Origin of the sequence: Nisaea sediminum, assembly GCF_014904705.1 — a bacterium.
Classification (GTDB): domain Bacteria; phylum Pseudomonadota; class Alphaproteobacteria; order Thalassobaculales; family Thalassobaculaceae; genus Nisaea; species Nisaea sediminum.
This window is the reverse complement of sequence record NZ_JACZCQ010000002.1, coordinates 167,176-185,305: the sequence shown is the minus strand read 5'-3', so window position 1 is coordinate 185,305 and position 18,130 is coordinate 167,176. Positions and strand designations below refer to the sequence as shown.

General features: G+C 62.3%; 14 protein-coding genes. 10 read left to right on the top strand and 4 right to left on the bottom strand.

What is annotated here, in order from left to right; all coding sequences use genetic code 11:
- Positions 1 to 240 precede the first annotated feature (240 nt).
- A complete protein-coding gene (locus IG122_RS04360) occupies positions 241 to 1,368 on the top strand; it encodes a porin (RefSeq protein ID WP_193180831.1) in 1,128 nt (375 codons plus the stop codon).
- A gap of 77 nt (positions 1,369 to 1,445) precedes the next feature.
- Here IG122_RS04360 and IG122_RS04355 read toward each other — a convergent pair whose 3' ends face one another.
- Complete coding sequence (locus tag IG122_RS04355) at positions 1,446 to 3,029, bottom strand: caspase family protein (protein ID WP_193180829.1); 1,584 nt, start codon at positions 3,027 to 3,029, stop codon at positions 1,446 to 1,448.
- Positions 3,030 to 3,198: 169 nt separating this feature from the next.
- Between IG122_RS04355 and IG122_RS04350 the strand changes: the two genes are divergently transcribed.
- From IG122_RS04350 to IG122_RS04340, 3 genes are all read left to right on the top strand, one after another.
- Positions 3,199 to 3,873 carry a hypothetical protein gene (locus tag IG122_RS04350; protein WP_193180827.1) on the top strand — a complete coding sequence of 225 codons (675 nt, stop codon included), beginning with the start codon at positions 3,199 to 3,201 and terminating at the stop codon, positions 3,871 to 3,873.
- The gene (locus tag IG122_RS04345; RefSeq protein WP_404924152.1) at positions 3,863 to 5,932 is read left to right on the top strand and encodes an adenylate/guanylate cyclase domain-containing protein; all 2,070 of its coding nucleotides are present in this window, start codon (positions 3,863 to 3,865) and stop codon (positions 5,930 to 5,932) included. The genes IG122_RS04350 and IG122_RS04345 overlap by 11 nt, the downstream gene beginning before the upstream one ends.
- An 84-nt stretch (positions 5,933 to 6,016) precedes the next feature.
- Positions 6,017 to 6,262: a helix-turn-helix transcriptional regulator gene (locus IG122_RS04340; protein WP_193180823.1), complete on the top strand. Its 246-nt coding sequence runs from the start codon at positions 6,017 to 6,019 to the stop codon at positions 6,260 to 6,262.
- Here the strand turns inward: IG122_RS04340 and IG122_RS04335 are convergent.
- Positions 6,251 to 7,234, bottom strand: coding sequence for a DMT family transporter (locus IG122_RS04335; RefSeq protein ID WP_193180821.1), 984 nt, complete (start codon positions 7,232 to 7,234; stop codon positions 6,251 to 6,253). The two genes, IG122_RS04340 and IG122_RS04335, sit on opposite strands and share 12 nt — an antisense overlap.
- Positions 7,235 to 7,342: 108 nt before the next feature.
- Between IG122_RS04335 and IG122_RS04330 the strand changes: the two genes are divergently transcribed.
- Positions 7,343 to 9,235 (top strand): ABC-F family ATP-binding cassette domain-containing protein, encoded by a 1,893-nt coding sequence (locus tag IG122_RS04330; RefSeq protein WP_193180819.1) that lies wholly within the window; start codon positions 7,343 to 7,345, stop codon positions 9,233 to 9,235.
- A 26-nt stretch (positions 9,236 to 9,261) separates the two neighbouring features.
- A complete protein-coding gene (locus tag IG122_RS04325) occupies positions 9,262 to 10,851 on the top strand; it encodes a rhodanese-like domain-containing protein (protein WP_193180817.1) in 1,590 nt (529 codons plus the stop codon).
- A gap of 12 nt (positions 10,852 to 10,863) precedes the next feature.
- Here the strand turns inward: IG122_RS04325 and metC are convergent, their stop codons facing one another.
- Positions 10,864 to 12,048, bottom strand: coding sequence for a cystathionine beta-lyase (gene metC / locus IG122_RS04320; protein ID WP_193180815.1), 1,185 nt, complete (start codon positions 12,046 to 12,048; stop codon positions 10,864 to 10,866).
- Positions 12,049 to 12,431: 383 nt separating this feature from the next.
- On the opposite strand from metC, the gene IG122_RS04315 reads away from it, so the two are divergent.
- The 4 genes from IG122_RS04315 (at position 12,432) to IG122_RS04300 (ending at position 16,964) form a co-directional block, all read left to right on the top strand.
- A complete protein-coding gene (locus IG122_RS04315; RefSeq protein WP_193180813.1) occupies positions 12,432 to 13,475 on the top strand; it encodes an amino acid ABC transporter substrate-binding protein in 1,044 nt (347 codons plus the stop codon).
- 84 nt (positions 13,476 to 13,559) lie between these two features.
- Positions 13,560 to 14,762 (top strand): amino acid ABC transporter permease, encoded by a 1,203-nt coding sequence (locus IG122_RS04310; protein ID WP_193180811.1) that lies wholly within the window; start codon positions 13,560 to 13,562, stop codon positions 14,760 to 14,762.
- A gap of 3 nt (positions 14,763 to 14,765) precedes the next feature.
- Positions 14,766 to 16,121, top strand: coding sequence for an amino acid ABC transporter permease (locus IG122_RS04305; RefSeq protein WP_193180809.1), 1,356 nt, complete (start codon positions 14,766 to 14,768; stop codon positions 16,119 to 16,121).
- A gap of 51 nt (positions 16,122 to 16,172) precedes the next feature.
- Positions 16,173 to 16,964: an amino acid ABC transporter ATP-binding protein gene (locus IG122_RS04300; RefSeq protein WP_193180807.1), complete on the top strand. Its 792-nt coding sequence runs from the start codon at positions 16,173 to 16,175 to the stop codon at positions 16,962 to 16,964.
- 79 nt (positions 16,965 to 17,043) lie between these two features.
- Here the strand turns inward: IG122_RS04300 and IG122_RS24395 are convergent, their stop codons facing one another.
- Positions 17,044 to 18,117: a GNAT family acetyltransferase gene (locus IG122_RS24395; RefSeq protein WP_193180805.1), complete on the bottom strand. Its 1,074-nt coding sequence runs from the start codon at positions 18,115 to 18,117 to the stop codon at positions 17,044 to 17,046.
- Positions 18,118 to 18,130: the final 13 nt, after the last annotated feature.

Here is an 18,130-nt window from a genome sequence, read left to right as displayed (position 1 = left end):
TCCCCGCATCCGGCATCAATCATTTTCCCTTGCAGAGCGGGATTGAAATGCGGCGCCGGGCCTTGAAAAAAGGCCGGTGCATCTCTGGCTCACAAAACAGTGGGACGCGTGCTTGTTGTGGATTTCCGTTTTCGGTCCTACCTGCCGGAGTCGGGCAGACGGTTACCGCCTGCCGGCCTGATTTGTTCACTTGACCAGCACCGGGTGGGCGGAACCCCGGACCGGTGCACGGAGAAACTCATGGCGTTCAAATATTCAGCAAGAACAGGACTTTTGCAGACAACGTCTCTCGTTGCAGCCGGTTTCATCCTTTCGGCAGACCCGGCAGGTGCGGCGGAAAAGCTGAAGCTTTCTGTCGGGGGATATGCCGAACAATGGTTCGGCTACACGGATATCGACGACGAGGGGAACAGCAGTCTCGACCTCAGCGGGTTCGACGTGAAATCCGACACGGAAATTCACTTCGTCGGAAGCACCAAGCTCGACAACGGTCTCGAGGTCGGGATCAATGTCCAGCTCGAGGGCAACAGCAACTCCAGCGACCAGATCGACGAAAGCTATCTGACCCTGCGGGGGAATTTCGGCCAGATCGACATCGGCGACGAGAATTCCGCCCTCTACAAGACCCATGTGGCGCCGAAGGAATACGGCATGGGGATCAATTCGGGGGATACGGTCGACTGGGAACTGACCGGGGCGACCTCGATCGGCAACGGCGGTTACTTCCGCGCGCCGTTCGGCGGCACCTATGTCGAGCCGGTGCGGGCCAACGACTCGACCAAGCTCACCTACTACACGCCCCGGATCGAAGGGGTCCGTCTCGGAATGTCCTATTCGCCGGACAGCAATCAGGACAACAACACGCAGCCGGACCGCAACGCGGGTCTCTCAGACGGCGTCATGGCCAGCATCGACGTCAGCCGGGAAATCAGCGGTGTGACCGTCGCCGCGTCGGCCGGCTACGGCACGTTTCTCGAGACGGCGTCCGGCCAGGACGAACCGCAGGCCTATGCCTTCGGTCTGACGCTGGGTTATGGCGGTTTACAGGTCGGCGGTTCCTTCGCCGGGTTCCAGGATTCGGGCGCCAATGACGGGGACGGTTACACGCTCGGTGCGTCGTACGATTTCGGTCAGTACGGCGTCAGTCTGACCTATCTGCATGGCGAGCGCGACGGGCTGGCGGGCAGCACCGCTCCGGGCACCGTTCAGGCGGACCGGGACACGATCGCACTCGGCGGGCAGTACATTCTCGGGCCGGGCGTGAGTGCACAGGCGACGATCGGATATTCCGAATATACCAGCGATACCGCCGGCGCCGGCGATATCCAGGCGGCCTATGCGATCACCGGGATCAGGGTGACGTTCTGATCCATCGATCCGGAGGGGCGCTCCGTGCCCCTCCATTCCCTTCCGCAGGAGAGGTTGAGCGGCGGCTAAATCCGGGCTTACCGGATCGTCACGGCGACCTGGACGTTTAGCGTCTTGTACTCGATGTTCATGTCCGCCCATGCGCGGCCGGCTTCAGGTGTCAGATTCTCCAGCGTCACGGAATTGGGGACCGCTGTATTGAAGACATGCCTGAAGGTCGGGGCAACACTGTGATAGTCGGGTGAATCGACAAAGATCGAAAGCGCCATCTCATCCGCATAGATATCGCCGTCGAACCACGCGATTGCGCCGCTCTTGAGATAGGCCGTGTGCCGGATTTCAGGTTGCCGCGGATTGAAGCGGATGGTGACCGTCTCGTTTACCGGCGGACCGAAGGTCGCCTGCAGGGCGTGGCCCGGACCCGCCGGTGCGGTTTCTGTCTTGTCCACGAGATAGGTTCCGAGCAGGTATCCGGTCCGGCCATCCTGCAGAATCGTCTGGAACCATTCGCCATTCGTCGTCTTGCCGGTCACCGTGACATCTGTACCGGGACGGATCTCCTTGAGCAACGGCGCATTCTGATTTGGCCAGCCACGGATATTTACCGGCGCGCTTCCGGCGATCACCATCGACTGATCCAGTGGCCAGAGTCCGGGGATGGTGTCGCCGACCAAAGGCTCGCCTGCGCGGAGCCTGGACAGGCGCTCCTTCGCGAGTGCTGCGAACATTCCGTCCGGGAATTGCTGCAGATAGGCTTCGTATTCCGCCGCATGCATGCTCCATCTGACAGAGTCCCAGAACAGCCCGTCCTGGTCCCGGCGAGATGGGGAATCAGATCCGATCGACGCACCGCCGACGGCAAAAGCGAAATCGCCCCGGTTGAAGCGAATGTCGTGGAGTTTTCCATATTGCGGTGTTTGTGCCGAGCCGGTCAGTTCGGTGATCTTCTGCGACATGTAGAGTCCCAGTTCCGCACCTGTGACATAGCCGTCGCTATTGAAATCCGCGGCGATCTCGCCCGTAATTCCACGCAGGAAATAATCCCGGAAGCTGCCGTCGTCGCGCACTCTCTGGCCCGCATCGCCGGAGGTGAGGAACTCTCGAACCGGCTCGCTCATCCGGGCGATTGTTTGCGCCGCCGGAGCGCTTCGGGACTCGAAGATCGTTCCGGCGAAGCAGGAATCGAAGATGGCGAGGACGTGGCGGGCCTGTGCAAGGCGGACGTAGGACCCGAGCATCCGGACAGGGGTTGCTGCAAGGAGGAATTGCGGCTTGGCCGAGATCGGCGCGTCGCGCGGGACGAGGTATCCCTCGCCATCGATCGTCTCGCCATGCCCCGCATACCATAGCAGAAGCCGGGCCTCGGGATCCGCGCCCTTGATAACGAAGAATTCAAGGAGAAGACGGTGCAGCTCCTCGCCGGTGACGTTCGTGCGAAGCTCGACTTCGAACCCGAGTGTACCGAGGGTGTCGGCTACCGCCTTAGCGTCGCTGACCGCATTGCGCAATCGTGGCCAGCCTCTGTCATAGGCATCGATCCCGATGATGAGGGCGAAGGCTTTTCCGTTCGTCGCGGCAGGCGCCACGCCGGGCCGAAGCGTCATCGCCACCAGAAATGCGAGTAGAAGCGGGACAAGACGAAAACTGCGTATACGGGACATGAGGTACCTCCCGGGGTGCAGACCGAGCCGGCGCGTCCTGCTCGGAAAACTGACGCGGTTTTCCATCATCTGTGGTCAATCCGCATTCCGGTGCTATTATACATAACAAGACTCGGGTTTTGCGAAAGCTTCGTTGCAGCGTGATCCGGGTTTGTTGCGGAGGCACGGGATGTCCGAGCGCGGGCCATTGTTCCTGAATACTAAATGCCTTCAGGCCGCCGTGATGCTCGGCCTAATGCTCCAGCTCATTCTGGCGCCGTCCCTTGCCAGGGCGGAACCCGTTGCCCTTCTGGTCAGCGTTGAGGGAAAGGTGGCGGATCAGAAACTTGCCGCCTTCTCTGAAATCGCAGACGGCATGGAGTTGCAGCTCGATACCGGGACACGCGTGACCTTCCTGCATTACCGGCGCTGCGAGGAAGTCACGGTCGAGAGCGGTCTTCTCACCCTGCGCGCCGGGAGCTATCGCATCGTCGGGGGAGATATTGTCGCGCGCACGGCGAGAGGGTGTCCCAAGACCGGGGAGCCTGACGCGTCCCAGGATGTGGGCGGCGTTCTTTTCCGAGGGGATGACATTCTCAGGCTTTCACCCAAGGCGACCCTGATCGTCACCGGCCCCGGCGCTCCCGAAATCGTTCGCGCGGATTTAATTCGAAAGGGGAGTGGCGCGCCGGAATCCATCGAACTCCTCGATCACACCGTCGATATTTCGTCTCTTGCCGCGAACCTGCACGAGGGAGAGGAATTTAGACTCGAACTCCGGAAACGATCCGGCTTGAGCGCCCTGCGGATAGCGGTCATTTCCTCGCTTACGCACGGCAACCTTGCGGTGATACGTGTCGAATGAACAGAACTTCCGCCTGTCTCCCCTGAAACAAGACCGGCCGGCCATTCGACGACTCGTGTTCGCGGCCGTCCTGATTGGAGGCTTGTTCGGCGGCCTTGTCGGCAGGTTCGAATGGGGCAACGGGCTGCTTTTCGATCTGGCTGTCATGCTGAACGCGGACCCGGCCGCCCAACCGGATACGCGGACGGCGGTGGTCGCGATCGACGCGGAAAGTCTCTCATCCGGGGCACTCTCGAAAATCCCGCGAGCACTCATGCAGCCCGTTCTCGCGGAAGCGCTCGAAGCACTCCTTGCTGCGGGAACCGACGCCGTCGCGTTCGACATTCTGCTCAGCTACTCGGGCAATCGCTGGAAGCCGGATCATGACCGGCCCCTTCTCCGGGCTCTCTACGACGGACGGGGGAGAGTGGTGCTCGGGCGCTCCTCGAATTCTCTGCCCGCGGATCCCTTCGTCGCCGCGCTCGGCTTCGACCGGAACGCACTCGGCGCGATGGAACTCATGCCCGAACCGGATGGCGCCTATCGCCAGGTCAGGTCCGGAACGCGGCTCGAAAACGGAGAGATCGTGCCCGGTCTTGTTGCCGCGACCCTCGCGAATGCGGGCCACCGGGTACCGCCGGATATCATGCTCGCCGGCTGGGATCGGGCGTTCGCACTTCCGGTTTATGCGTTCTCGGACCTTCTTGCTTGCTCCCGTACGGATTCGGCCGCTGTCCGTGCAGCTTTCGCCGGCCGCGTCGTCTTCGTGGGAAGCTGGCTCGACGAGGAAGACCGCAAGCGATCCTCGAACCGTTTCGTCCGACTCCCGGAGCGATCTTCCGGCGAAGCCGCCACCGCAGCAGGCTGCAGCCTGACAGCCTTGCGCACATCGATTTCCCCGGAGAGCGTTCCCGGTGTTCTGCTGCATGCGCTTGCGGCGGAAAGCGTGCTTTCCGGGGAGGTGATCCACACGGTTGACTGGCCTTTCGTCGCGCTCCTGACCGGCCTTGCCAGCGGCTTTGGCGTCCTGGCCGCGATGGCGCTTTCGCCGGCCCTGTCTCTGCCACTCGGCGCCATGGGCGCGGCCCTGATCTTCGGGCTTTCCTGCGTCTTGCTGTCCGGTGCCATATGGCTGCCACCCGCAGCCCCGGTCGTCGGCGGGTTCACCGGCACGCTACTGGTCTTTCCCATACGTTTTCTTCGCGAGCGGGCCCAGCGTTTCGGGATTCACAGGGCCTTCCGGCAGTATCTGGCTCCGGAAATGGTGGAACGTATCATGCGCGATCCGGGGCAGCTCCATCTCGGCGGCGAGGTTCGAGAACTGACCGTCCTGTTCTGCGACATGCGCGGATTCACCGCCTTTTCCGAGCGCATGTCCGACCGGCCGGAAGAGCTCGTGCGACTCCTGAACCGGTTATTGTCTGTTCTGACCGAGCCGGTGCTGAAACATGGCGGGACAGTCGACAAATATATGGGCGACGCCGTGATGGCATTCTGGAATGCGCCGATCGCCGATCCGGATCACGCACGTAACGCGGTCTCCGCGGCGCTGGAGATGCTCGAGGCGGTTCGCAAACTAAATACGGAGCGGAAAGCGGACGGCGGGGACGATGCCTTTCGCGTCGGAATAGGCATTCATACGGGCAAGGCCATCGTCGGCAACATGGGATCGGACCGGCGTTTCAACTATACGGCCATCGGCGACACGGTGAACCTGGCCTCGCGTCTGGAATCCCAGTGCAAGGTTTTCGGCGCGGATCTGATCGTTAGCGAGGAGACGCTGGCCCATGCGCCGGGACTGGCGGCTCTGGAGCTGGCGCCGGTGACGGTCAAAGGGCGGAGCCGTGCAGCGAACATATTTGCCGTGATGGGCGGACCGGCACTCGCAGCGACGGCGAATTTTAAGCGGCTGCAAAAGAAGCATTCGTCGTTTCTCGATCATTGCCGGCGAGGCGAAGGGAAGGAGGCACGGAGCCTGGCTCTCGATCTTGCGGCCGATAACCCGGCTCTCCGGCAGTTTTATCGAACGTATTCCGAAGCGCTGAGGCCGGCGACGGTTCGGAATCCGGCCGAGACCTGAGCGTCTGGAGCAATCCCGGCGGCACTCGAATGACAGTTTCCTCCCGTCGAAAAGCGCATATAATGCGCTTTCCAAGGAGGCGGCATGACGTCCGGTGAGTTCAAGAAACTGCGCAAGTTCCTGAAGCTGTCGCAGAAGGAAATGGCCGAAGCCCTCGGGCTGAAACGGCGCATGATCCAGTATTACGAAAAGGGCGAACGCGACGGCGAGCCGCTGGATATCCCGAAAGCGGTCGAACTCGCTTGCTATGCCCTGTCTGCCGGGGTGCGGGAATTCAGGTTCGTGGCGCCGAAGCGGATATCAAAAAAGGCCAGTGAGCTAGCCGTCTGACCGCGCGGCTTCCTCGGCACGGCGCACCCGCTCGCGGTGCAGGATGTAGAGCCCGCTGCCGATCACCAGCACCGTTCCGCTGACGATCCAGAGATCCGGGATATTTCCCCAGACGACAAAGCCGATCAGAACCGCCCAGACGATGCTGGTATATTTGAACGGCGTCACGAAGCCGGCCTCGCTGTAGCGGAACGACTCGATCATCAGGAACTGGGCGGCGCCGACGAAGAGGCTGCTGACCGCCAGCAATCCGGCCTCCTCCCATCCGACCGGCTTCCACTCGTCGAAGGCCAGGCTGGCGAAGCCCGAGAGCGTGACCAGGGTCATGCCGACCGCCAGCATGGAGAAGGTGGTTTCCGTCTTGTGCATCTTGCGGGTGACGATGTCGCGGAAGGAGCCGAGCACGGTTGCCAGCAGGGGCAGGAGCGCCACCGTGGAGAAGGTCGCCGGTGTCGGTTTCACCATGATGAGCACGCCGCAGAAGCCGACCAGGATCGCCGTCCAGCGGCGCCAGCCGACCTGCTCTCCGAGGAGCGGCACGACCAGGGCCGCGGTCACGATGGGACCTGCGAAGGCGATCGCCGTCGCGTCCGCGATGGCCATCAGCTTCAGGGCCCAGATAAAGCTGTAGGTGCTGCCGACGATGATGAAGGCGCGGGTGAGCTGGAGATCCCAGCGGGTCACCCGCAACTGGGCGCGCCGTCCCGTCGTGAAGGCGAAGCCGAACAGCAGGATCAGCAAGAGAACACCGCGCAACGCGATGACCTGCCCGACCGGATATTCCGCCGTCAGCCATTTTGCGATGCCGTCATTCAGGGTCACGAGCCCAATGCCGCCGGTCATGCAGGCTGCCCCGTACATCCATCCGAGCCTTGGAGCGGTCTCGGCTTCGGCCGGCTTTACAGGAAGCGGCGTCGCGGAAGGGCTGAGCGGCTGAGCGCCGACGACGATGGTTTCTTTTTTTGAAGACACGGGGGAGGGAACCTTTTGTTGCCTTCGACCCTCTACCGCTCCCGCTGTTTTTGCAAGCCTGCTCGCGCGGGATTGGCGTCCATCGAGGCAAGTGCTATCAGGCGTGCCATGATCCAGATAACCGACATGACGTTCCGCATTGCCGGCCGCACCCTGTTCGAAGCGGCCTCGGCCACGATTCCCGACGGCCACAAGGTCGGGCTCGTCGGGCGGAACGGCACGGGCAAGTCGACGCTCCTGAAGCTACTGACCGACGAATACCATCCGGACGGCGGCGAGATCCTCGTCAGCGGCGGACGCGGGGTCGAGGACCCGATCGGCATGGTCAGCCAGGAAGCGCCGAGCGGACCGGACACGCCACTCGAGGTCGTGCTTCGCGCGGACAAGGAACGCGAGCGGCTGCTGCATGAGGCCGAGACCACGGAAGACCCGATGCGGATCGCCGAGGTGCAGACCCGGCTCGCCGATATCGGCGCCCATGCGGCGCCGGCACGCGCGGCGGCGATCCTGGCCGGACTTGGTTTCGACGATGCAATGCAGTCGGCGGCGATGTCGAGTTTCTCAGGCGGATGGCGGATGCGCGTCGCGCTCGCCGCGGTTCTGTTCGCGGAGCCGGAAATCCTGCTGCTCGATGAGCCGACCAACCACCTGGATCTCGAAGCCACGGTCTGGCTGGAATCCTATCTCGCGAAATACCCGAAGACCCTGGTCATCGTCAGCCATGACCGCGGACTGCTGAACAAGGCCGTCGACGCGATCCTGCATCTCGAGAACCTGAAGCTGACGCTTTATCAGGGTGGTTACGACCGGTTCGAGAAGACCCGCGAGGAGCGGTTGGCGCAGATCGAGGCGCAGCGCGCCAAGCAGAGCGCCCAGCGCAAGCACATGGAATCCTTCATCGAGCGCTTCCGCTACAAGGCGTCAAAGGCCCGTCAGGCGCAGAGCCGGATCAAGGCGCTCGAGAAGATGGAAAAGCTGCCGGATGCGGTGAACGAGCCGACCACGCGCTTTTCCTTTCCGAACCCGGAGGAACTGCCGCCGCCGCTGGTGACCTTCGACAATGGAAGCGTGGGATACGAGGCCGGAAAACCTATCCTGAAGGGGCTCGGGTTCCGGATCGACGGCGACGACCGGATCGGTCTGCTTGGGCGCAACGGCAACGGCAAGTCGACCCTGGCGAAGCTGATCGCCGGACGGCTTCCCAAGTTCGACGGCGAAGAGCATCGGACCGCGAAGCTACGGGTCGGATTCTTCGCCCAGCACCAGATCGAGGATCTGGATCCGGAGGCGACGGCGGCCGAGCAGATGGCGCGGCTGATGCCGGACGCGCCTGCGGACAGGGTTCGGGCGCGCCTCGGCGGTGTCGGGCTGGTGCAGGACAAGCAGACGACAAAGGCGAAGCATCTCTCGGGCGGCGAGAAGGCGCGGCTGACGCTGGCGCTCATCACCTATGACAGCCCGCATATCCTGATTCTCGACGAGCCGACGAACCATCTCGATATCGACGCGCGCGACGCGCTGGTGCAGGCGCTGAACGACTATACCGGCGCTGTGATCCTGATCAGCCACGACCGACGTTTGCTCGAACTTACCGTGGACCGGCTCTGGCTGGTCGCGAACGGGACCGTGAAGCCATACGACGGGGATCTCGACGGCTATCGTGACTGGCTGCGCCAGGAGGAGCGTGCGGCACGTGCGGGAAATGCCGGCCAGGAGGCGGAGAAGAAAAACGACCGCAAGCAAGCCCGGCAGGACTCCGCGGAACGTCGCCGGCAGACGGCCGATATCCGCAAGAAGATCCGCGAGGCGGAGAAGAAGCTGGAGAAGCTCGCGGAACGCAAGGCGAAGCTCGAACAGCAGCTCGCCGATCCTAAAATCTACGAAGGCCCGACGGCGGATCTTAAGCAGGTGATCCTGAAGAAGGAAGCCGTGGACCGGGAAATCGAAAGCGTCGAGGCCGAGTGGCTCGAAGCGGAATCCGCGCTGGAAGAAGCAAGCTAAAGAAACAAATGGAAGGGGAGGAGGGCATGGCCCGCACGATAACCGCAAGAGAGCTGCGCGACGCGCTCTACGGCACGAACGAGATTGCCCTGATCGATGTCCGTCCCGAGGCGACCTACGGCTCCAACCATATCCTGCTCGCGAGCAACATTCCGCTCGGGCAGCTTGAGCTGCGGATCGCGGATCTTGTGCCGCGGCTCGGCACGCCGATCACACTCTGCGACGGCGGCGAGGGTCTGGCGGAGGTCGCCGCCGCGAAGCTCGCCGGGTTCGGTTATGCCGATATCTCCATTCTCGAGGGCGGGGTAAATGCCTGGGGGGCGGCGGGGCTGGAGCTGTTCAGCGGCCTCTACGTCCCAAGCAAGGCGTTCGGCGAGTTCGTCGAGCACGAATACGGCACGCCCTCGGTCTCCGCCGAGGAGCTGAAGGCGATGATGGAGTCCGGCGAGGACATGGTGGTGCTGGATTCCCGGCCGATGAGCGAATTCACCATGATGAACATTCCGACCGGCATCGACATGCCCGGGGCGGAACTGGTGTACCGTGTCCAGGAAGCGGCGCCGAACCCGGGGACGACCGTGGTCGTCAATTGCGCCGGCCGAACGCGGAGCATCATCGGCGCGCAGTCCCTGATCAATGCGGGCATTCCGAACAAGGTCGTGGCGCTCCGCAACGGGACCATGGGCTGGCATCTCGCCGGCTACAAACTTGAGCACGGGAATATGCGTCCGCCGCCGGAGGTAAGTGCGGATGGGGCGGAAACCGCCCGCAGCAGGTCACGCATGGCCGCCGAACGGTTCGGCGTCCGCAGGGTCGACAGCAAGACGCTCGCAACATGGCGCAGCGAACAGGAACGCCGGACTCTCTACGTTCTTGACGTCCGGACCGCGGAGGAATTCGCCGCCGGTCATCTGGCTGATTCTCGCCATGCACCCGGCGGCCAGCTGGTTCAGTCGACGGATGCCTACATGGCGACCCAGCGCGCGCGAGTCGTTCTGGTCGATCCAGAGATGGTGCGGGCGGAGATGACAGGTAGCTGGCTGAAGCAGCTCGGCTGGGAAGAGGTTTACGTGCTTGAAGGCGGGCTGGACGGGGAGCGGCTGGAGACCGGATCGCGGCAACCGTCGCTGGCCGGGGATCTGCCCGCCATCGAGACGCTAACTCCCGGCGATGCGAAAAAGCGGGTCGATGCAGGTGCGCTTTTCGTCGACCTGACGCGGAGCCTGAATTACCGGGACAATCATGCCGAGGGCGCACGATGGTGCCCGCGCGAAGGGCTATCGGCAGCAGTCGCGCGGAGCGGGGCGGACAGTGTCGTTCTCATCTCCGCCGACGAGCGGCTTGCCCGGCTTGCGGCGAAGGATCTCGCGGATATCGGGATCAAGGCGGCCGCCGTGGCGGGCGGAACGGCCGCATGGGAGGCCGCCGGACTGCCGATGGCGGCCGGGATGGGGGACCCGCTCGCGGAGCCCGACGACGTCTATATGCGGCCCTATGACAAGGATGCGGGCCGCGAGGAGATGGAGCGGCGGATGAACGCCTACCTCACCTGGGAGGTCGCCCTGGTCGATCAGATCGGCCGCGAAGGCGGGATCTCCTTCCGGTCCTACCGCTGACGGACACTGAGCTCAGGCGAGAGCCCCGATACGCTCGAAGCCGGCCTCGAGGTCGGCTTTGAGATCCTCCACGTCCTCCAGTCCCGCGTGAATCCGCAGGAGTTGGCCCGGTTCGTCCCATGACGTGGCGCTCCGGGCTCCCGAGGGGTCGCCCGGCAGGATCAGGCTCTCGTACCCGCCCCAGCTGGCGCCCATACCATAGTATTCAAGACCGTCCAGGAAGGCTGCCAGTGCGGCGCGCGATACAGGTTTGAGAACAAAGGAAAAAAGCCCGCTGGCCCCGGTGAAATCTCGTTTCCAGATGTCGTGTCCGGGACAGGAGGGCAGTGCCGGGTGAAGAACCCTAGCGATCTCCGGGCGGGTTTCGAGCCATTTCGCCAGCTCCAATGCATTCGCCTGGTTTTCGGCGAGCCGGACGGCCATGGTCCGGAGCCCGCGTTGCGCGAGGTAAAGATCGTCCGGACCCGAACAATTCCCCTGCATCATGGCGCAGTCCCGAATGGCGTCCGCATGGGCTTCCTTGCTGACGATCGCCCCCATCATCACGTCGGAATGGCCGCAAATATATTTCGTCACCGCCTCGACCACGATATCGACCCCGTGCCCGAACGCGTCGAAATAGAGCGCCGTCGCCCAGGTATTGTCCATGATGACCGTGGCACCGTGCTCGTGGGCGATCTTGGCGAGAGCGGGGATGTCGCAGACTTCGAACGTCATCGTGCCCGGCGCTTCGAGATAGACCACACGGGTTTCCGGCCGGATCAGCGCATCGAGTTCTTCCGGTCTCATCGGATCGAAGAACGTGCTTTCGACACCGAACCGCTGCAGGAATCCTGACGCGAACTTTCGTGTCGGGAGATAGACATTGTCGGTGATCAGGACATGGTCGCCCGCTGAAACCTGGCTCAGAATTGCCGAGCAGATCGCGGCGAGGCCCGAGGACACCGCAATCGAGTCATCGGCGCCGTAGATCGCTGCGACCGCCTCTTCGAAGGACCGGGTTGTCGGTGTGCCGCGGCGCCCGTAGCGATATCCCTTGAAGTCTGCCTTCCGTGACGCTTCGAGGGCGTCGAGCGACGGTTTCAGAATCGTCGAGGCGTGGAAAACGGGCGGATTGACGACGCCGTGGTTGGCGTGGGGATCGCGCCCGGCATGCGTGATCAGCGTTTTCTTTCGGGTTTTGGCGCCGCGTTTCATGACTTCTCCGGAAATAACAAGCGATCTGCACCTGGCGGGTGCCCGAAATCTTAGGGGTAAAAAACCACGGTTGTCCGCCGAAAACCGGACAGATTGGTGTTCGAGGCGTGAACATATATGTACGCGCAGGTCTTCTCGCACTTGCAAAACACGTCAACTGCGTGTTGGAATTAAATCAACTGCCATGCAGACCGGCTCCCAGGTCGCCCAGTATTCGTTCGAGCAGAACGGAGTGAGGCCAAGTCAAAAGCCGCGAAGCCGGGACCCATGGCGGTGAACAACGACCGGGATCAACGGGGGCGATCCCAGAATAAATGTCAGGGATTTGCAGACCGGGACAACCGGCCGTCGTTAACCGAAACGATAACAGGGTGGGTTTCAGGATGAAGAAACTGAGTCTTTTGGGCCTTGGCCTCGGCATGCTTGCCAGCCTCGGCGTTACTGCCGGCGAGGCGTCCGCGCAGAGCACGCTTGATATTGTAAAGCAGCGTGGCGTGCTTCGGTGCCAGGTCGGTACGCCGGCGCCGGGCTTCTATCAGCTTGACGAACAGGGCAACTGGTACGGCAGCGATGTCGCCATCTGCCGGGCGATCGCCGCTGCGATTTTCGACGATCCGTCGAAAGTCGAGTTCCAGTCCGTGACCAGCGCTGTGCGTTTCACCGCGATGGCGAACGGTGAGTCCGACGTCCTTTCCCGGACCACGACCTGGACGCTGTTCCGCGACACGCAGCTCGGTCTCGATTTTACCGCCGTCAACTTCTATGACGGCCAGGGCTTCATGGTGACCAAGGATTCCGGCATCAAGAGCGCGCTGGAGCTGAAGGGCGCGACCGTTTGCGTTCTGACCGGTACCACGACCGAACTGAACCTGACCGACTACAGCCGATCCAACGATCTTGAGATCGAGCCGGTTGTGTTCGAGGATTCCAACGTCCGTGACGATACCTTCGCCAAGGGCGGCTGCGACGCGATCACCAACGACAAGTCCAGCCTTGCTTCCACCCGTGCGAAGTTCCCGGATCAGAGCGCCTACGTCATTCTGCCGGAAACCATCTCCAAGGAGCCGCTGGGCCCGGTCGTGCGCCAGAACGACTCCCAGTGGATGGACATCGTGAAGTGGACCGTCTTCGCGCTGATCCAGGCTGAGGAAATGGGGATCGACAGCACCAATATCGATGCCATGGTCGCCAATCCGGCCAATCCGGAAATGGCCCGTATGCTCGGCGTCGAGGGCGACCTCAACAAGGGCCTCGGCCTCGAGAAGGACTGGGTTGTCCGCATCATCAAGCATGTCGGCAACTATGGTGAAGTGTACGACGAGTACATGGGCGAGAAGGGCAAGTTCGCCATCGGAATCCCGCGCGACGGTAGCCCGAACGCGCTGTGGACCAAAGGCGGCCTGATGTACTCCCCGCCGTTCCGGTAAGACCTCCTAAGCAGCAGGCCCGGCCCTCAGGGCCGGGCCTCTCTGCTTCTAGGCTTCCCTACTCTTACTCGGAGATAGGCTGATATGGCTGTCGTTGACAGAGGGGCGTCAGGACAGGGGTCGTCGTTATCCGAAATCGTGAACGACGAGCGCTACCGCTCCGTATTCTACCAAATTCTCGTGTTTGCCGTCGTGATGTGGGCCGGCTGGTACCTTTTCACGAACACGGCGCACAATCTCGAAGCGCGCGGTATGAGCGCCGGTTTCGGCTTTCTTCAAAGCACGGCCGGGTTCTCCATCTCGTTTTCGATCATTCCTTATGAGGCCGGTGACAGTTATCTGTGGGTCTATCTGGTAGGTATCACCAACACGTTGCTGCTCTCGTTCGTTTCCATTGTGGCGACGACGATCCTCGGTTTCATTATCGGCGTTCTCAGGCTCTCGAAGAACTGGCTGGTGGCCCAGCTGGCGTCCTGGTACGTCGAGATCCTGCGCAATACGCCGCTGCTGCTGCAGATCCTCTTCTGGTATCTCGCGGTCTTTGCAATTCTCCCACGTCCGAAGCAGAGCTTCGATGTTCTCGGTCTCGGCCTGTTCGAGTTGAACAACCGCGGATTCTATTTTCCGGCGCCGGTACCGGGAGAGTTTTTCGGGGCCACGATGTTGACCCTGCTGGCTGCCGTGATTGCGGCCTATGTGGTCGCGGTCTGGGCCAAGAAGCGTCAGAATGCGACCGGAGAGCGTTTCCCGGCGTTCTGGACCGGCATTGGCATCGTTGTCGGTGCTCCTCTGCTCGTGTTCCTGGTTACGGGATCTCCGCTTGAGTGGGATATACCGGAGCTCAAGGGCTTCAATTTCCGGGGGGGCGCGTCCGTTCCGCCGGCTTTCTGCGCGGTCTTCATCGCACTGGTGATCTATCACGCCTGCTATATCGCGGAGATGGTTCGCGCGGGGATCCTGTCGGTCAGCCATGGTCAGACGGAAGCGTCTTATTCCCTCGGCCTGAAGCCCGGCCTGACACTACGCCTGGTCATCATTCCTCAGGCCATGCGGGCGATCGTGCCGCCGCTGATCAGCAACTGGATGAACGTGGTCAAGAACTCGTCGCTGGCGATCGCCGTGGGCTTCCCCGACCTCGTCGCGGTCTTCATGCAGACCTCGCTGAACCAGTCGGGTCACGCGATCGAAATCGTTGCCATGGTGATGCTGTTCTACATGACCGTCAGCCTGACGATCTCCGGGGCGCTGAACTATTACAACAAGCTCGTTCAGCTGAAGGAGCGGTAAGACATGGCAAATCTCGACGCATCGTCCTCGGACGTGACCTTCAAGCCGAAGCCTAGCCTGCCGCCGCCGCCGAACACGGTGGGAGCGGTCGGATGGGTCCGCAAGAACCTGTTCAGCAGTCCGCTCAACGCGTTCCTCACCCTCCTGTCTCTCTATGTGATCTGGGTGCTGGTCTCGAATGTCTTCGATTGGGCCATTCTGAACGCGGTCTGGGAGGCCGAAACGCGCCGCGAATGTCTCGACAAGGTCGGGCTCTCGGGCGCTTGCTGGGCCGGCGTGAGCCACTGGATGAAGAACTTCATCTATGGCCGCTATCCGGACACCGATGTCTGGCGGATCAATCTCGGGTTTGGAACGCTCATCCTCTGGATGGCGCCGTTCTGGTTCCCTCGGGTCACCGGCAAGATCGCCATCGGCGCGTCCGCGATCCTGATCTCGCCGTTCCTGCTCGGATATCTGTTCGCAGGCGGGGAGAAGGGGCTGTTCCTGCAGCTCATGATTTCGATCGCGATCACTTCGTTCATCTTCAGCTGGCTCCACGTACTGGTCTGTCTCGGGACAGGAAACACGCTCCGGAACGTCATCGTCTCGATGACGGGATTCGCGGCCAAACCTGACTCGGCGCAGAAATATCCGGTCATCGGACTCTTCGTCGCGCTTGCGGTCGTGGTCTTCGCCCTTCAGGCGGGCTGGCAGCTTGAGGAACAGAATACCAACCTCTGGGGCGGCCTGTTCGTCACTCTGGTGATTTCCGGCATCGGGATTGCGGTCTCGCTTCCGGCGGGGATCGTCCTGGCTCTCGGACGCCGTTCCAAGATGCCGATCATCCGGGTCTTCTGCGTCGCCTTCATCGAGCTGTTCCGCTCGGTGCCGCTGATCACCGTCCTCTTCATGGCGGTGACCATGGTGCCGCTGTTTCTGCCGGAGGCCATCAATCCGGTGAAGATCGTCCAGGCCATCATCGCGGTCTGTATCTTCTCCTCGGCCTACATGGCGGAAACCGTTCGCGGCGGCCTCCAGGCGATCCCGAAAGGGCAGTACGAGGCGGCCCAGGCCTTGGGTCTCAGCTACTGGAAGATGATGACCCTCATCGTCATGCCGCAGGCTCTCAAACTGATGATCCCGAATATCGTCGGCAGTTTCATCGGCCTGCTGAAGGACACCACGCTGGTGTCCATCGTCGGCCTCTACGATCTGCTGCTGATGCTGAAGGCCGTCAGCCAGAACCCGCAATGGAACGGTATCCATACGGAGCCGCTTTTCTTCGGTGCAATGCTGTACTTCGTTCTCTGTTTCATCATGTCGAAATACAGCCAGCACCTCGAACGCACGCTTGGAGCGGGACAGGTCCGGAAGTAATTCCGGGCCTCCCAATTCCGAATTCGTGCCTCGAAACAAGGAGTTCAGAACATGAGCATGGACGCTCAGGTTGAAAACCTCGAAAGCCACAAGTCGACAAAGAGCGACGAAGTCGTCATCGAACTGCTCGGAGTCAACAAGTGGTACGGCGAGTTTCATGTCCTCAAGGGCATTGATCTCTCCGTCTATCAGGGCGAGAAGATCGTCATCTGCGGACCGTCCGGTTCCGGCAAGTCGACCCTGATCCGCTGCATCAACCGTCTTGAGGAGCATCAGGGCGGCGACATCATCGTCAACGGGGTGACCCTGGACAACAACCTGAAGAACATCGACGCGATCCGCAGCGATGTCGGGATGGTGTTCCAGAGCTTCAACCTGTTCCCGCACCTGACCGTGCTGGAGAACTGCACGCTGGCGCCGATCTGGGTCAAGCAGACCCCGAAGGCCGAGGCGGAAGAGCGCGCGATGGAATATCTCCGCCGCGTGAAGATTCCGGAGCAGGCCGGCAAGTATCCGGGCCAGCTTTCCGGCGGCCAGCAGCAGCGCGTGGCGATCGCCCGCTCGCTCTGCATGAACCCGCAGATCATGCTGTTCGACGAGCCGACTTCGGCCCTCGATCCGGAAATGATCTCCGAAGTGCTCGATGTGATGGTCGAACTCGCGGACAGCGGCATGACCATGCTTGTCGTGACCCACGAAATGGGCTTCGCCAAGCGCGTCGCGGACCGGGTGATCTTCATGGATTACGGCGAGATCGTCGAACAGAACACGCCGGAGGAGTTCTTCACCAACCCGCGCTCCGACCGGACCAAGCTGTTCCTCAGCCAGATCCTGGCCCACTAGGAGCTCAGTCAAGAGGGGGGGGACCGGAGGGGGGACCCCTTGGAAGGGCGCGCCGCGAGAGATCGCGCGCGCCCTTCGTCTATTCCACGTCGTGACGCACTTCGCGCAGTCCGGCGAGCGCGGCCGCGTCGCAATAGAGGCTGGCCGCATCATGGCCCCTCCGGCCCGGCTCCGGCGGCATCGGGAGCCCGGCGTCGCGCGGATCCGGAAGGGTCTCTATCTCGCGGCCATAGGGAACGAAGCCGGCCCGCATATAATTGCCGAGTGCGCGGGGATGATCGAGGTCGCAGGTATGGACCCAGACCCGTCGCGCCTCCGGCCGCCAGGCGAGGTCGATCGCCGCATCGATGAAATAACGTCCGACCCCGATCCCGATGAAGTCCGGCAGCAATCCGAAATAGGAAAGCTCGACCTCACCGCCATCGGCCCCGCGTTCCAACTCACAGTACCCGGCGGGTTCGCCATCGACGGTGAGCAGGTAATATTCGGCGCCTTCGCGTTCGAGGACGCACTTCAACGTCGTGTCGTCCATGATGCGCCGGGACACCCAGGTCCAGTCTCCTCCGACGCCGTCATAGAGATAGCGGTAGAACCGGACGCTCGGAACGGCCATACGCTCAAGCGCTATCCTTCGCCCGATGTCGGGTGGACTGGCCGGGCCGCGAGCCGGTCTGGAGAGCATCTCGAGATGGATGACTGTCGTGGTGCATTCGCCGGCCTGCCAGTCGGGTGCGGGGCGAAACCGCTTGGCCATCACCAGTCGTTCTTCCTCGACATAGCCCAGCCGGTCGTAGAACGCTTTCACGGCCGCGTTGGTGGGGCGGATCATCAGCTGGGCTTTCCCGACCCCTCTGGAAATCAGCCAGTCCTCGGCCGCCCCCATGATCCTCCGGCCAAGTCCGGTCCCGTGGCTGTCCGGATCGACGCCGACATAGTAATACCAGCCCCGGTGTCCGTCATGGCCGACCATGACGGCGGCCGATAGGTGTTCCCCTTCGAAACCGAGCAGGATCTCGGCATTGGAGCTGCGGCGGCAGAACCTGATGTCCTCGTACGGATCGTTGTGCGGGACCGTCAGTCCCGCTTTCCGCCAGAGAGCGACAACAGCGGAGATATCGCGGCCCGAGATCGGACGCACGTTGAGCGAAGCCACAGCTTAGTCTCCG